This window comes from Vibrio sp. NH-7 (genome assembly GCF_053643215.1).
The window spans coordinates 273794-289202 of record NZ_CM132188.1 but is presented as its reverse complement, the minus strand read 5'-3'; the positions used below and the strand labels follow the sequence as shown (position 1 = coordinate 289202).

General features: G+C 47.9%; 14 protein-coding genes and 1 pseudogene. 7 read left to right on the top strand and 8 right to left on the bottom strand.

The window, feature by feature from the left end:
* Positions 1–48: 48 nt before the first annotated feature.
* From ACUALS_RS15665 to ACUALS_RS15650, 4 genes are all read right to left on the bottom strand, one after another.
* Positions 49–1287: a DASH family cryptochrome gene (locus ACUALS_RS15665; protein ID WP_454449792.1), complete on the bottom strand. Its 1239-nt coding sequence runs from the start codon at positions 1285–1287 to the stop codon at positions 49–51.
* A gap of 65 nt (positions 1288–1352) precedes the next feature.
* On the bottom strand, positions 1353–2561 hold the full coding sequence (locus ACUALS_RS15660) for an MFS transporter (protein WP_454449791.1): 1209 nt from the start codon (positions 2559–2561) through the stop codon (positions 1353–1355).
* Between the two features lie 9 nt (positions 2562–2570).
* Positions 2571–2750 (bottom strand): hypothetical protein, encoded by a 180-nt coding sequence (locus ACUALS_RS15655; RefSeq protein ID WP_454449790.1) that lies wholly within the window; start codon positions 2748–2750, stop codon positions 2571–2573.
* A gap of 86 nt (positions 2751–2836) precedes the next feature.
* Positions 2837–3250 carry a rhodanese-like domain-containing protein gene (locus tag ACUALS_RS15650; RefSeq protein WP_454449789.1) on the bottom strand — a complete coding sequence of 138 codons (414 nt, stop codon included), beginning with the start codon at positions 3248–3250 and terminating at the stop codon, positions 2837–2839.
* A 109-nt stretch (positions 3251–3359) separates the two neighbouring features.
* Between ACUALS_RS15650 and ACUALS_RS15645 the strand changes: the two are divergent.
* Positions 3360–3941: pseudogene (locus ACUALS_RS15645) on the top strand (helix-turn-helix domain-containing protein); the annotation flags it as partial.
* 112 nt (positions 3942–4053) lie between these two features.
* Complete coding sequence (norR, locus tag ACUALS_RS15640; protein ID WP_038135110.1) at positions 4054–5583, top strand: nitric oxide reductase transcriptional regulator NorR; 1530 nt, start codon at positions 4054–4056, stop codon at positions 5581–5583.
* A gap of 1 nt (position 5584) precedes the next feature.
* Here norR and ACUALS_RS15635 read toward each other — a convergent pair whose 3' ends face one another.
* Together ACUALS_RS15635 and ACUALS_RS15630 are read right to left on the bottom strand one after the other, a co-directional pair.
* Entirely contained in the window at positions 5585–5980 is a 396-nt protein-coding gene (locus ACUALS_RS15635) for a DUF2391 family protein (RefSeq protein ID WP_039477498.1), read from the bottom strand.
* A complete protein-coding gene (locus tag ACUALS_RS15630; RefSeq protein WP_038217152.1) occupies positions 5981–6538 on the bottom strand; it encodes a mechanosensitive ion channel domain-containing protein in 558 nt (185 codons plus the stop codon). It abuts the gene before it with no gap.
* Between the two features lie 464 nt (positions 6539–7002).
* Here ACUALS_RS15630 and hcp point away from each other — a divergent pair, with 464 nt between their 5' ends.
* The 3 genes from hcp to ACUALS_RS15615 all read left to right on the top strand — a co-directional run bounded on the left by hcp (position 7003) and on the right by ACUALS_RS15615 (position 10477).
* Positions 7003–8664 (top strand): hydroxylamine reductase, encoded by a 1662-nt coding sequence (gene hcp, locus ACUALS_RS15625; protein ID WP_454449788.1) that lies wholly within the window; start codon positions 7003–7005, stop codon positions 8662–8664.
* A 66-nt stretch (positions 8665–8730) separates the two neighbouring features.
* The gene (locus ACUALS_RS15620; RefSeq protein WP_454449787.1) at positions 8731–9765 is read left to right on the top strand and encodes a 2Fe-2S iron-sulfur cluster-binding protein; all 1035 of its coding nucleotides are present in this window, start codon (positions 8731–8733) and stop codon (positions 9763–9765) included.
* A gap of 166 nt (positions 9766–9931) precedes the next feature.
* Entirely contained in the window at positions 9932–10477 is a 546-nt protein-coding gene (locus ACUALS_RS15615; RefSeq protein ID WP_454449786.1) for a glutathione peroxidase, read from the top strand.
* A gap of 29 nt (positions 10478–10506) precedes the next feature.
* Here the strand turns inward: ACUALS_RS15615 and ACUALS_RS15610 are convergent, their stop codons facing one another.
* Entirely contained in the window at positions 10507–12285 is a 1779-nt protein-coding gene (locus ACUALS_RS15610) for an ABC transporter ATP-binding protein/permease (protein WP_454450030.1), read from the bottom strand.
* A gap of 201 nt (positions 12286–12486) precedes the next feature.
* On the opposite strand from ACUALS_RS15610, the gene ACUALS_RS15605 reads away from it, so the two are divergent.
* Positions 12487–13383 carry a DMT family transporter gene (locus tag ACUALS_RS15605; protein WP_454449785.1) on the top strand — a complete coding sequence of 299 codons (897 nt, stop codon included), beginning with the start codon at positions 12487–12489 and terminating at the stop codon, positions 13381–13383.
* Positions 13384–13467: 84 nt separating this feature from the next.
* The gene (locus ACUALS_RS15600; protein ID WP_005470088.1) at positions 13468–14421 is read left to right on the top strand and encodes a GGDEF domain-containing protein; all 954 of its coding nucleotides are present in this window, start codon (positions 13468–13470) and stop codon (positions 14419–14421) included.
* Positions 14422–14437: 16 nt separating this feature from the next.
* On the opposite strand, the gene ACUALS_RS15595 is transcribed toward ACUALS_RS15600, so the two are convergent.
* Complete coding sequence (locus tag ACUALS_RS15595) at positions 14438–15364, bottom strand: DMT family transporter (protein WP_043886581.1); 927 nt, start codon at positions 15362–15364, stop codon at positions 14438–14440.
* Between the last annotated feature and the right edge of the window lie 45 nt (positions 15365–15409).

Sequence of the window (15409 nt, the reverse complement as noted above, 5' to 3'; positions counted from 1 at the left end):
TAATAATCTAACGCGATGAAAATGCGACCGTTTTAAATGATTAAAATCTCACTGTTTTTCCGCTGTGTTTTGCCATCGGCGAGTAAACGATGAATCGGGGTCATAAAGCTCAGCTTGCTTGGCCAAATTAAATCGCCTTGAAGGATTGGGATCAGCGCCAACACCCGCTAGGTACTGCCAATTTCCCCAGTTTGACGTCACATCATAGTCAATCAATTGAGTTTCAAAATAAGCCGCTCCACATCGCCAATCCAAACCTAACTCATGAATCAAACAACTCGCCACCAATTGACGCCCTCGGTTAGACATAAAACCGGTCTCTTTGAGCTGATTCATGCACGCGTTGACGATAGCAAAATCTGTCTCACCTTTTACCCAGCGTTGAAACGCCTCATCATCAAACGGCTTAGGGGCTTGTTTCGATGTCAGTCCAGAAAAATAGAACACCCTTTGCTGGTGCTTGCGCCCGTACCAATGGAAGTACTCGCGCCATAACAGCTCAAATATAATCCAGTAGGTCGACTGATTGGCGCCATTGCGTTGCTCATATTGGCGTAACAAAGCGACAATTTGTGCAGGAGAGATGCACCCGAGAGCGAGCCAAGGAGAAAAGTGCGTCGAGCTCGACTCTCCCTCTAAATGGTTGCGAGTCTCTTTGTAGCTACTGGCAAAAGGTTGGGAAAAGTACCAAGTCACGTGTTGGATCGCAGCGCGCTCGCCACCAACAAACCCCGTGGGAGTGGCAATCTCTCCGAGACGATACAAAGCGTCTTGAGAAGGATAAAGATGCTCAAAAATGGGCTCTACTTGTTTGCGAAACTGAGTAAAGGTTGCCGGAAGCTCATCAAGTGGAAACGGCAACTGATCTAAGTGAAAAAGCGTGGTGTTGTCAGACTGAATCACCTCTAGCGTCGGAAATTTCTGCTTGATGACATTGATCATGACGGTCTCATCAAATCCCGCAACCTCGCTGACGTAAAGGTGGCTAACGCCTCGTTGCTCGATTATCTCTGCCACGGCTTCTGTTGCGCCTTGCTCAGCGATATTGAGTTCGACGCCCAACGCCGCGAGGCTCTCTGAAAGGTCCTCAACGGACTGGTGTATAAACTGCTCTCTGTGGGTTCCGAGGTTGTGCTCGCCGGAGAAAGCCGCTAGGAACTCGGTCACATGAGGTAGACAATAGACGGCGACTAACTCGTCAACCTCGTTTAATGCGCGGTCGAATAATGAATTGTTTAAGCGTCTTAAATCGTTGGTAAACCAGTATAAGCCCACAGTTGTTTGCACAGTAATGCCTCCTCTACGTTGCACGATTATTCGATACGTAGAACAGAGGCATTTAGTTTACCCAGTTAAGCAATCGCAACGCGCTGGATAGGCTTGTCGTTGATTGGTAAATGAATCAAGGCTGCGACAAACGCCAGAACCACAGTTGACCACCAGATTGGATCGTACGAGCCGTAGTAATCGTAAATACGTCCTCCTGCCCAAGCGCCTAAAAAGCTGCCAACTTGGTGAGTGAAAAACACCAAACCATACAGAGTTGACAGGTACTTGGCACCGAAGATCTGACGAACTAAGCCAGACGTTAACGGCACCGTACCGAGCCAACAGAAACCAATCGCACCGCCAAAAATCGCCGCCGTGTGTTCAGTGACAGGCAAGGTAACAAAAGCACCAATCACAACCGTACGCACCAAATACAACGCTGACATCACGTGGCGCTTACTGTACTTATCGCCCATCACGCCCCAAAAATAAGAGCCAAAGATGTTGAAAATTCCGACATACGCGAGTGCCATTGCCGCGGTTTGTGCCGACAAGTTCTTATCCGCTAAGTAGCTTGGTAAATGGGTGGCAATAAACATTACGTGGAAGCCACAAACAAAGAAGCCCGCATGGATTAACCAATATCCTTTATGGCTAAATGCCTCTTTTAACGCCTGCTTAAGCGTTTGTTGTTGCTCCGCAGCTTGCGCTATAGCATTATCTGACGGCTTAGGCGCACGCATAAATAACGCAAAGGCAATCATAGTCGAACAAAGAATCGCAAAGCCCTGCAATGCGCCTTGCCAGCCAAACTCAGATAGCATAGTTTGCGCGCCCGGGATCATCGCGAACATACCAAATGATCCAGCAGCAGTTGTCAAACCGAACGCTTTTGCAGCGTGCTCCGCCGGAACCACTTTCGCCACCGCACCCAACACAATCACATAACTTGTGGCACTTAAACCAAGACCAACTAATACCCCCAATGACAGGTAAAGCATGCTTGGCTCTACCGCAATAGACGTTAGGTACAAACCTAAACCATACGCGATAGCACCTAAAATGATGATCCGTTTCGCGCCAAACCGGTCTGCAGCCATACCCACGAACGGCTGAAACACACCGAACAGTAGGTTTTGTAGGGCAATCGCAAAGCTGAAAAACTCGCGCCCGGTTTGAAAGTGTTCAGATATTGGCATCATAAAAATACCAAAAGATTGTCTGATACCCAGACAGGTAATTAAGATGGCGATCCCTAGCCAAACAATGATTGGAAATCGAAAAATGCTCATCGCATAACCTTAGTGATGATGGTGGTGAGAATGATCATGGCCTTCACCTGTTGTCTGGTGACAGCCGCTATTAATCGCTTGCTGAGCCAATAACGCCAATAGTTTGGGAGAGTTATGGACGGCAACAAGAGAAAGCACTAGCAGTAAAGTTATTCTCATTAGCTGAGCAAAAAGTGATTGAGAAAACATAGTTCTAAATCTCAGCATGGGTTTCAAAAGAGCGCGAAGTGTAGAGATCCGCGCGCAATGACTCAAATGACATTTAAACAAGGAGACTATGCATTTTGTGCATACTGTGACTTCTCCAGTTCAAATCCTTCATCGAGCCAACCTGTCACGCCACCAATCATTTTCTTTACGGGTCGACCTAATTTGGCCAAGCGAATGGCAGCTTTCTCCGTCCCGTTACAGTGGGGGCCTGCGCAATAGACGACAAATAAGGTCTCCTGAGGGAAGTGAGCTAATCGCTTTTCATTGAGCCGCGGGTGAGGAATATTAATTGCGCCGTGAATGTGCCCCTCTTCATACAGCGCTTCACCTCGTACATCAACCAGCACAAAGTCTTGCAAACCATTGGTTAGCGCGTGGTGAACATCCCAACAATCAGTTTCAAACTTCATTAGCGCTTCAAAATGTGCCAATGCTTCTTCACTGCTTGCCGCTGCAACGCGCGATACTGCACTTGCCATGTTCTTTCTCCCTGTTTGTTTGAACACTTACCATTATGCGAACAAAGCTTAGCCACAAAAATTGGCTTATAAGACAATGTTCGTTAATATTAAGCCAAATCATTTGTTCACCAAGGATTGGAAAATGTATGAGCAAAAGTTTCGTACTCAGTTTCCAAACGTCGACTATCAGCCAGACGTTTTGTATGTGTTTGACGGCAATCTCGGCTGCTCAGCGGGCAGTGCGGCTGCGTTAGATTTAGGACTGGCTGTCATTCGCCACGATTTTGGCTACACAGTCGCGAACCAAGTGGCAAAAAGGTTGGTGGTTTCAGGGCATCGCTCTGGCGGCCAAGCTCAGTTTGTCGAAACGCCTTTGCTTGAAGTCCCTAACCAGTTTTCCCAGACCTTGGATTGGGCGAAGAGTAACTTAGATAAAGTGATTCAAATCGACACCTTAGCCACTAAAGCCAATATGTCGCGTCGAACCTTTGATCGCAAGTTTCGTAGCAGCTTCAATATGTCACCAAAAGAGTGGTTAACCCAGCAGCGAATTGAAAGGGCGAAAGCATTATTGGAACAAGAATCAACCTCGGTGGAGCGATTGGCTATTCTGGCAGGCTTCGACAATGCCACAACCATGCGGCACCACTTTCGCCGTTTGGTCGGCGTTTCACCGCAGCAATATCGCTCACAATTCAATGCTGGCTAATATTTCACTTGATGCAAATCAACCGTATAGCGTTTATACCCATTAGTGCGATGTGAAAATGACATCCGCTTGATAGCATGCTCGCACCCAAGACCAAACGGATCACACGCGAATGCATCAACACATGAGCCAAGTGCTGCTTGATATCGCCCTCAACCTTACTTCGAATCAAAATAGCGACGCACAATATCAGCATTTGATCGATGGCATCGATCAGGTTTTTCCTTGCGATGCGAGCGCATTGTTCATCTTTGATCAAGATGGTTTCTTAGTACCTGTCGCCGTAAAAGGACTCGCGAACAGTGTTCTTGGGCGTCGTTTTTTCCCTAAGGCGCACCCTCGTTTAGAAGCGATTATGCAAAGCAAACAGCCGGTGCGTTTTGATGCAAACTGCCCCCTACCCGATCCGTTTAGTGGCGTATTGCTGAGCGAAGAAGCCGAGCTTGATGTTCATGACTGTTTGGGTCGTAGTTTGCATGTTGATGGGCAACTGGTTGGCTTACTCACCTTAGATTCAATGACAGTCGGCGCCTTTGATGCCATCGAATCTGTCACTATTGAAACCTTCGCTGCCCTTGCTGCGGCAACCCTGCGTAATATTGGCCAAATAAAAGCGCTCAAAGCTCAAAACAAGAAGCAAAAGCACGTCACCGAAACCTTAATCCAGCAGGCGCGTTCCAAGGAGGGGGAACTGGTCGGATTAAGCCCTCAGATCAATCAATTACGCAGCAACATCGCGACGGTAGCCAAATCAGACTATGCCGTGCTGATCACCGGAGAAACCGGCGTGGGCAAAGAACTTGTTGCTCACAGTGTGCATGCCCAATCTCATCGCAGCACCAAGCCGATGATCTACGTCAACTGCGCCGCATTACCAGAAGGTTTGGCAGAGAGCGAGCTGTTTGGTCATGTGAAAGGCGCATTTACTGGGGCAAACCATTCGCGAGCAGGTAAATTTGAACTGGCTGATGGGGGCACCATTTTCTTAGATGAGCTAGGCGAGCTACCTTTGCTGCTGCAAGCTAAGCTATTACGAGTGATTCAGCAAGGTGAATTGCAACGAGTTGGCAGCGATAAGCATTTGTTGGTCAACGTTCGAATCATCGCGGCAACCAACCGAAATCTAGAACAAGAGGTCGCGGCAGGTCAGTTTCGAGCCGATTTATACCACCGCCTCAATGTCTTTCCGATTTCGGTACCACCACTGCGTAAACGCGAGGGAGACATTCCTGTCCTGTCAGGCTATCTGTTAGAAAAGGTTCGCAACCAGTTCAACATTCCTAACCTGCACCTTCACCCAAAAGCCCTCGCCCAACTAGAGCGTCAGCCTTGGCCGGGTAATGTGCGTGAGTTAGAACACACTCTGACACGCTCAGCGTTACGGGCGATTCAACAGAACGAAACCATCATTCAGCCGCGGCATTTCGATAGTGATTTACGCCCTACTGACGCCCAAAGCGCATCAAAGTATTTCCCACAACAAAGCGCTGGTCTTCGTTCTTTGGTGGAAGAGTATCAACGAGATCTGATTGTTCATGCTTATGAAAAATCCGAGCAAACATGGTCAAAAACCGCGGAATTTTTGCAAATGGACCGCGGTAATTTGTACCGAATGGCGAAAAAACTCAAGGTGGTGGGCTAGGTCACTCTTTATCGAAACTGTCGACCACGATGGCGCCCATAGAGGCAGGCATGGTGATAACGATCACCCGCCTCAACGAAAGTAATGGATCGCTAAACAGCGGAAGTTTATCGATGCAAAGCAGTACCAAGGCAACCACCATCGCCGCCATCAAATAGGCAGACACAATCCGGAACACAAATACAGCTTTGCGCTGTTTAATATCGCGTTGAAAAACACTCTCGTAGGTGAACAAGGTCAGAAAAACTGTGGAGAGTACGACCAACATAAAGATGTTCAGAGCAGGAAGTGTTTCCCCCAACTTCCATGCCTCCTCGGAAAAAGAGATAGGCACCGCGAGCGCAAATGCCCCAACGAATATTTGCCCTGCATCTTCGATATTAAAATTGAGCTTCATTTATTCCGCCTTAATCTCCGCTTCTTGCGCTGAGGGTTCCGTCTTCTTTGCCACAATCTTGGTTACGCCCTTTTGCAAGATTAGACTATTTGGGTAAGTGATGATGTTCCCGCTAGCATGACGCAACATTACGTGGAACATAGTAATATCAATGATCACACCACTAATATCGTCATCTTTGTCAGAGACTTTTACTTCATCGCCAATTCGGTAAGGAAAGACAAAGAAGATCAAAACGCTGGCCGTCAAATTACTCAGCATCGACCATTGCGCTACCAATGCCACGCCAAGTACCGCAAAAATAGAAGAGAGGAACAAAGAGATATCACCAAAGCCAAGATCCAACAAAATAGTGAACACCGAAGCGAAAATGATAAAGGTACCGAAACCAAAGGCTTTGCTAATAAATTTTTCTCTCTCTAACGAGACCTGCTTACGCCGCGCGATCGAACTGATCGCTCGATTCCCTAGCTTTCTTAACAACAAGTACCCGGCCAGCAAAAGAACGCCCAGCAACACCTGTTGAACCAATGGCGAAATTAATATTGATTGATCCACGCTATAACATCTCAAACATAGGCGACTCCCCAGCATCAGCGGCACGATTCTTCATGAGCCGTAAATTCACGCGTTGGGCGGGGACGCCCTTTAAAAACAGGCGTTCATTAAACCACAACACAGCCAAACATAGATACAAAGAGCACCACTCATTTTGTTGCTCTGCGGCGCAATGGCTGTTCTTGTTGTCATTTTTACATCCCCTAAAGATCTGTCGATATAACATGCGGTTTTAACTCGATTTGTTGTTTTTTTCGCCACACTTCAGGGGAAAACCTAAATCACCCACCGAAGTCCCGCTGTCATTAACACAACACAACTTGTGTCTTAATGACATCAAGCCCGTAAAACTGGCAATATAAAACATTAATAATCAATAACTTAAATATTGGCACGCTCCCTGCTCTAACAACGCATATCAAGGCGAACCGCCAACTTCTAACAATTGCAATTGGAGACGCGCAATGTTTTGTATTCAATGTGAACAGACTATTCAAACCCCAACCGTGAAAGGCTGTTCTTTTGCTCAGGGTATGTGTGGAAAAACATCAGAAGTTTCTGACCTACAAGACGTATTGGTTTACACCCTTCAAGGTGTCTCATACTGGGCTGAGCAAGCCAAAAAATTCGCCATCATCGACAGCGAAGTCAATCAATGGGCACCGCGCGCATTCTTTTCTACGCTCACCAACGTTAACTTCGATCCAGCGCGTATTCTAGAGCTCTCAGCAAAAGCTGCAACATTCAAAGCCCGCTTAAAAGAACAAACCCTAGCGGCAGCAACACTCGCAGACACCGCACTAGAAAACACACCTGCTGTGGCAGATTTTGAGCTCCCAGAAAGCGCAGAGGAAATCTTAGCATTCGCCCCCCAAGTGGCGGTGAACCGCGGCTACCAAACCATCAGTGAAGATGTGATTGGCCTTCGCCTGCTTTGCTTATATGGTCTAAAAGGCGCGGCAGCGTACATGGAACATGCGCGCGTATTAGAGCAAACCAGTGATGACATCTATGCACAATACCACCAAATCATGGCATGGTTAGGGACTGACCCAGAAGATCTTAATGCGCTTCTTGAATGTTCCATGCAAATCGGCCTTATGAACTACAAAGTGATGGAGATGCTCGATCACGGTGAAACGAAAACCTTTGGTCATCCAGAGCCTACTGCCGTTAACGTCAAGCCAGTAAAAGGTAAAGCAATCCTAGTTTCGGGTCACGACCTACACGACCTAGAGAAAATCCTTCAACAAACTGAAGGCAAAGGCATCAACGTCTACACCAACGGTGAAATGCTTCCAGCGCACGGCTATCCAGAGCTGAAGAAATACTCTCACCTTGTGGGTAACTACGGCAGTGCGTGGCAAAACCAGCAGAAGGAGTTCGCTAACTTCCCTGGTGCTATTGTCATGACATCAAACTGCCTGCTTAACCCGAACGTCGGTCAATACGCCGATCGCCTCTTTACGCGTAGCATTGTCGGCTGGCCGGGTGTGGCTCACATCGAAGGAGATGATTTTAGCCAAGTGATTGAGTGTGCTCTGGCACAAGATGGCTTCCAGCATGATGAAATCGAGCACATGATTACGGTCGGTTTTGGTCGCAACGCCCTAATGCAAGCAGCGCCTGCGGTGGTTGAAGAAGTCAAAGCTGGCAACATCAAACATTTCTTCCTTGTCGGCGGTTGTGACGGTGACAAGTCAGAGCGTAGCTACTACACCGACTTTACGGCTGCAGCACCTGAAGACAGCGTAATCCTAACCCTTGCCTGTGGTAAGTTCCGATTTAACAAGAACCAGTTTGGTGACATTAACGGTATTCCTCGCCTACTCGATGTCGGTCAATGTAACGATGCCTACTCTGCTATTCAGCTAGCGCTGGCGCTTTCAAAAGAGTTCGATTGTGACATCAATGAGCTGCCGTTAACCTTGGTTCTATCTTGGTTTGAGCAAAAAGCGATTGTCATCTTGCTTACGCTGTTCGCGCTTGGCGTGAAAGGGATTTACACAGGCCCAACTGCACCGGCATTTTTAACCGATAACTTATTGGCCATCATCCAAGAGAAATTCGACATGCGCAGTATTGGCAATGTTGAAGACGATCTAAAAACCATCTTAGCGGCTTAATCATTTGCTAAACCCCAGCAGAAAGCGTTTCGCGAGCTGTTGGGGCTCACTTCTAAGAGAAATCAGATGTTTATTGAATGGCAAAATAATCAAGCTGCGACAATGCGTTGCAGTGACAAATGGCAAGAGACTGACGATGCTGTCAGTATAACGCTCGTTGCGGCCGACGCGAGTCATCTTCATTTCAGCAACTTCAAACCCGGTCAGTTTGTGTCGCTTGGGTTTGAACTCAACGGAAAGATGGAATACAGAGCGTACTCGATTGCTTCTGCGCCCGGCGATGCTCACCTAAAACTGACCGTAAAAAGAGTCGACGGCGGTTTAGTCTCAAGCCACATTGTCGATCATTTTAACTGTGGGGATACAGTGGCGGTGCTTGCGCCAACTGGGCCATTTAACAGTATTGATTGTCCTCCAAAACAAAAGGTCACGCTGATCAGCGCCGGATGCGGTATTACCCCGGTCATGTCGATGGCTTCCACTTGGCTGCGAGATAAAGCCGACATTGATATCGTCTTTATCCATATGGCAAAAAGTGCCGCCCAGACGATCTACTTTGACCAACTTGAATCGATGGCCGCGGCTCACTCACACTTCCACCTAAAGCTACTCCTCAAAGACAATGCAGGAACGAGGCACCCACAGGGGCGATTAGACAAAGCATGGTTGAACACATTGTGCCCTGATCTTGCCGAGCGCACTGTCTACTTATGCGGGCCAACGCAGTTTATGCAAGACATGGAATCGCACAGCCGCGCTCTAGGGGTCGAAGATGGGCATTTCCACCAAGAGAGTTTTACACCAATTGAATCCAAGCAAAACGAAACATCGTCTGCCGCAGTACAGGTAGAGGTTCCCGCATTTGGTGTCACGGCAGAGGTCGCTCAAGGCTCGACGTTAGCCGATGTATTGGAGGAAAACGGCGTACCTATCATCATCGCCTGTCGCAGTGGCATGTGTGGTTCTTGTAAATGCAAGGTAACCAAAGGGACGGTATCGCGCACCAGTACCGAAACCTTGTCAGAGGAAGATCTCGCCAACGGCTATACTCTTGCCTGCTCTAGCCAAATAGAAAGCGATGTCGAAGTTGAGCTGGTATAACCTGCCGAAAGCGAGACAGGCTCTCGCTTTCATTGCTCTTTACTGCGGCTTAGCCACGAGTTAGGCGCTTACGTCAGCGAATTTGTAGATAAAATCCCCCAGTTTGATGATCGTAACGCGGTGAAATCAGTAACAATGTAACGACTGATAAATAAGGATGACCGCAATGAAAACGACATGGATTTTGTTGGCTACACCTCTGGCTTTAACATGGAGTCTGGCCGCTCAGTCTGCCAGTTGCCCAGAGGTGCTCAATTCAAAGCAAAGACTGCTCAACTCGAATCAAACCATCGATCTCTGTGAGGAATTCAAAGGCAAAACATTGCTGGTCGTCAACACCGCGAGCCAATGCGGGTTTACCTCTCAATATGCTCAACTGGAACAGCTGCATCAGACTTATAAAGACAGCAACTTTGCGGTGATAGGGTTTCCATCAAATGATTTCAAACAAGACCGTGGCAGTGAGGAGAATACCGCCAAAGTGTGTTACCTCGATTATGGCGTGACATTTCCAATGATGGCGAGAAGCTCAATAAAAGGGGCATCGGCTAACCACGTGTTTACCAAGATAAGCGAGCAAGCGGGCGTTGAGCCTCGTTGGAACTTCTACAAATACTTGATCGATGCGAAAGGTGATGTCGTGGCAACATTCCCGAGCTCAACACTGCCAATGAGCCCTGCTCTCACTCAAACCATAGAAAAGCATCTTTAAACGGGCTCAGTTTGCTGAGCCCTTCCCGATTAGTGAATAGATTTGAACTGGAGCTCCACCAGCCTTTGGTAGAGCTCACAGCTTTGCATCAAATCATTATGACGGCCAATATCGACAAGGCGTCCTTGATCCAATACGGCAATTTGATCGGCGTGTTGGATGGTGGAGAGTCGGTGAGCAATAATAATGGTCGTGCGCCCTTTCATTAACTGCTCAAGCGCTTGTTGAACGTGGTGTTCACTTTCGCTATCGAGAGCACTGGTTGCCTCATCGAGAAGCAAAATCGCCGGATCCTTTAAGATTGCACGAGCAATGGCAATCCTTTGTTTTTGCCCTCCCGAAAGACGAACGCCTCGCTCGCCGAGAAAACTGGCGTAACCTTCCGGTAGCTTGGTTATAAAGTCATGAGCGTGAGCTTTTTTCGCCGCTTCGATCACCTGCTCGTCTGTTGCATCTGGGTTGCCGTAACGTATATTGTGCATCACATCGTGGCTAAACAAGGCAGGTTGTTGAGGCACCAACGCCATCTTTTGGCGAAGTGCACTCGGGTCAAAACAGCGCACATCCACACCGCCTAGCGTCACTTTCCCCTCGCTCGGGTCATAAAACCGCTGCAACAACTCAAATAGGGTGGTTTTCCCTGCTCCTGACGGTCCAACCAAGGCCAACACTTTGCCCTCATTGGCAACAAGGTTGAGTTGCTCAATCGCTGGGTGTTGCGGTCTTGATGGATAGTGAAACGTCACATTCTCAAAAGACACTTGGCTCGATAAGCCTTCGATGTCGTGTACCTGACCGTTTGGCGGCGCGATATGGCTTTCAACGTGCAAGATTTCGATCAAGCGTTCTGTCGCTCCTGCGGCGCGTTGTAGCTCGCCAAGGACTTCAGAAATCGTCGCCACCGACGAGGCAACCATAATGGCATAGAACACAAACGCACCTAGATCCCCCGCCGACATGGTCCCTTCAATCACGTCGTTGCCCCCAACCCAGAGCATTCCCGCAATCGCACTAAACACGATGACAATAACGCCCGATATCAATATCGCACGCTGCTTTACTCGACGTCGGCCAATATCGTAAGCACGCTCTACTTCTTTGGAAAACGCCCGCTGTTCGTGGTTCTCGTAACTGTAACTTTGCACCGTCTTAATGTGCTCTATGGCTTCACCAGCGTAACTGCCAACATCAGACATGGAATCTTGGCTCTGACGCGACAACGCCCGCACACGACGACCATAAAAAAGAATCGGGACCAACACGAAAGGAACGGATGCCAAAACAATCAAGGTCAACTTGACGTTAGTGGCAAACAACATGATCACCGCGCCAATACACATCAAAGCACTGCGCATCGCCATTGAAAACGACGACCCAATGATGCTCTGCAACAAGGTGGTATCCGTGGTTAAGCGCGACATAATGTCGCCGCTGCCGTTTGTTTCAAAATAACTCGGATGAAGACCAATCACATGATTGAACACTGCCAAGCGAATGTCTGCGCTCACTCGCTCCCCAACCAATGAGACCAAGTAGAAGCGAAAAAAGGTGCCAACCGAGATGAGTATTGTGATGGTCAAGATAAACTGAATCGCCCCTGTTAGCTCCTGTGTTGACTGCTGGGCAAATCCTTGGTCAATCAAGATACGAACGCCATAGCCGACCGACAAGGTGAGTGACGCGGTAAAAATCAACGCCAAAAGCGCCGCCGCGACTTTGAGTTTGTAGGGTTTGATGAAGGTGACCAATTCGAGGAGAATCGCCAGATTTTTGGACTTCCCATCAACAGCAGCGGATTCTGCTGGCAAGGAAGAGGATGGGGTTTGGCTCTGCACAGGATTCAACCTCTTAGTTGTTCGGACCTTGTTCTTTACTCAGCTTATCACTTGGCATCACATATCAACAAACCTTGCGAGTGACACCACACGATATCCGCTACAAGCGTATAGTTTACATCACCTCAGCTTGCCGTATCATAGCCAACTTAATTGAGAACGTTGAGAATAAGAATGCCTACTACATTCACTCCAGTTATCCCTGTCGGGGTTCGCTTCATGCTGTTGTCTGCACTGGGTTTTGCCCTGATGTCAGCCTGCGTGAAATACGTTAGCGTGCATGGCATTCCTCTGTTTGAAATTGTCGCAGCAAGGGCATTGGTTTCTCTCGTCATTAGCTACATCGATATTAAACGTAAGCGACTATCCGTTTGGGGCAACAATAAGCCTTTGCTGTTCTTACGTGGCGCTGTGGGCACGCTGGCGTTGATGTGCGTTTATTACTCCGTAACTACCTTACCCTTAGCAGAAGCGACCATATTGCAGTATGTTCACCCTGTATTTACGGCGCTACTTGGGCTCTTATTCCTCAAAGAACGGATTCAGATCGCGACACTTATCTGCATTGCGCTCTGCTTGGCAGGATTAGGTTTAATGGTGCAACCCAGTATGGCTAATAACGCAACGCAAGAGTTACCGTTGTTCAGCGTGATGATGGCGTTGCTAGGTGCGCTGGGAAGCTCGATCGCCTATGTGGTGGTTCGAAAACTGAGCCAAACAGAAGACAGCTCTGTCATCATTTTCTACTTCCCTATGGTGGCGTTGCCCACCTCCATCGCACTGATGTGGAATGACTTTGTCATGCCAAGCCTGTTTATCACAATAATGCTGGTATTGGTTGGGGTCTTTACCCAAATTGGTCAATACGGTTTAACCAAAGCGATGCAGACTCAAGCCGCAGGACAAGCGTCTGCCTACTCCTATGTGCAAATCGTCTTTTCAACCTTGATCGGCGTAACGCTGTTTAACGAAATTCCATCGATTTGGACCTATATGGGCGGTGGATTGATTGTAACGGGCGCGCTGATCAATGTGTTTGGTAAACAGCTTCTCCCTGTGCGCCCGCGTTAATCAGAGCGAAACTAGAGTCTAGTCATCGTAGTCTGAGTTATGGCAGACTAACCTTGTATCAGCCACAACGATAAGTCGAAACTCATGGAAGAGCACGAAACGACCATCGCAAAGCTCAAAGACCGTATTGCTGAGCTTGAAGAAAACAACCGCCGCCTCGAAGAGAAGCTCAATGCCGCCTTAGATGGCACCGGATTGTGCCTTTGGGAACAGCATGTTCCGACGGGGCAACTGCGCATCTTTAATATGGAATGGGGCAAGATGCTCGGTTACCAGCCACATGAGCTAGAAGCGACCGTTGAAGTATGGAAAAGCAAACTGCACCCAGATGACTACGATCTTGCCGTAGGCGCTTTCGAAGCCCATTTAAGGGGTGAGGCGGACGCTTATCAAGTTGTGCACCGCATGCTTCACAAAGACGGTACCCACAGTTGGGTATCGGATCGTGGCCGAATCGTTGAATATGATGACAACGGCTCCCCACTTCGGATCATGGGCACACACATCGACATTACCAATGAAAAGCGTTACGAAGAAGAACTGGCTCGGTTGGCTTCTGAAGATCCACTCACTGGGCTATTCAATCGCCAAGCATTGACGTCGCATTTTGCCGACTACGCAAAGCGATACCCACACCGCCCTTCTGCGCTGATTTTTATTGATTTGGATGATTTCAAAACCGTTAATGACAATTTAGGTCACAAAGCGGGCGATTTGGTTCTCATGCAAATCAGCGCTTGGTTGAAAGATTTTGCACCGAAAGACGCCTTCATTGCTCGTCTTGGTGGTGATGAGTTTGTCTTACTTTGCCATGAAGATTCTCCCCAGAGCATAGACCGCTTTACTGACGACTTGCTAAGCCAATCTCAACAGCCAATTCAACTGGATAATGGCTCAGCGAAAGTTGGGTTCAGCATTGGTATTTGTCATTTCACCCCACAATCTTACGACTTTGAAGCGCTCTATGTCGCCTCTGACCAAGCGATGTACAGCATCAAACAAAATGGCAAGAATGGCGTTGCACGAATACACCTGTGAACGCCATACAGGCAATCTAACGAAGGTTGTGATTCATTCTAAGTCGCTCAATCGCCTTTACCCATTTGGGAATGAAGGCGCACAACACATTCGCCAACACAATCAAGCCTAGACCAAGCAACTGAATCGACTCATAGCTGTCATCAAAAAACAGCCACTGCCAAAGCGCAGTAAACAATAAATTGGTGTAGATGAGCGGCGCGAGCTGAGAGTTGGACTCTGCCAATTTGTATGCTTTGGAACGAAACACTTGGGTATTGATGATAAGAGCAGCTAAGGCAAGCAATACCGCAACCAACAACATCAGACTGCTCGACTCACTCACTATCCACTCTGGTTGTTGCAGCGCACTCACTCCGACAAACGGCAGCAGCACGACCGAGGCAAAAAGGAAGGTCCAGAAATTGATTTCAAATGGATTGAGATCGGTTTTGCTCGACCGATACAAAGCCAACTGCGATCCAGCATTAAAAAAACCAGCGGCTAATCCGACCAACAACTCTATTCGCAGCGATAAGTTGGATACATCACCCGCCAGCAATAGCACACCGATAAACGTTATCACTAACCCTAAAATGCTAAGGGGGCGCACTCGAGTCGAAAAGATTAATTTTTCTAACAGTGGAATAAACATGGGGCCGGTGCTAAACAAGACCACACTTTCTACCAAAGAAAGGTGCTTTAGTGAGTAGATAAAACAGATCTGACAAAGACCAATACAGACCGCGCGTAGCCAAAATGGCTTCATCAAGCGACGTTCCGGAATGCGAATTTTGGGCAACGCGACAAACACTAAAAGTAAACTCATTGGCAGAAAAAATCGCAAGAAACCAAGCAGACTTGGCTCTAACTGCTGACTAAGAAATTTGGAAAACAGCCCAGTTAATGACAAACTGAACGTTGATAACAACATAAATATTATTGGGTACAACTGATTAGACATAACTCCTCCCGATTGATGCTCAGTGTATGTCTGATCAGCAGCAAT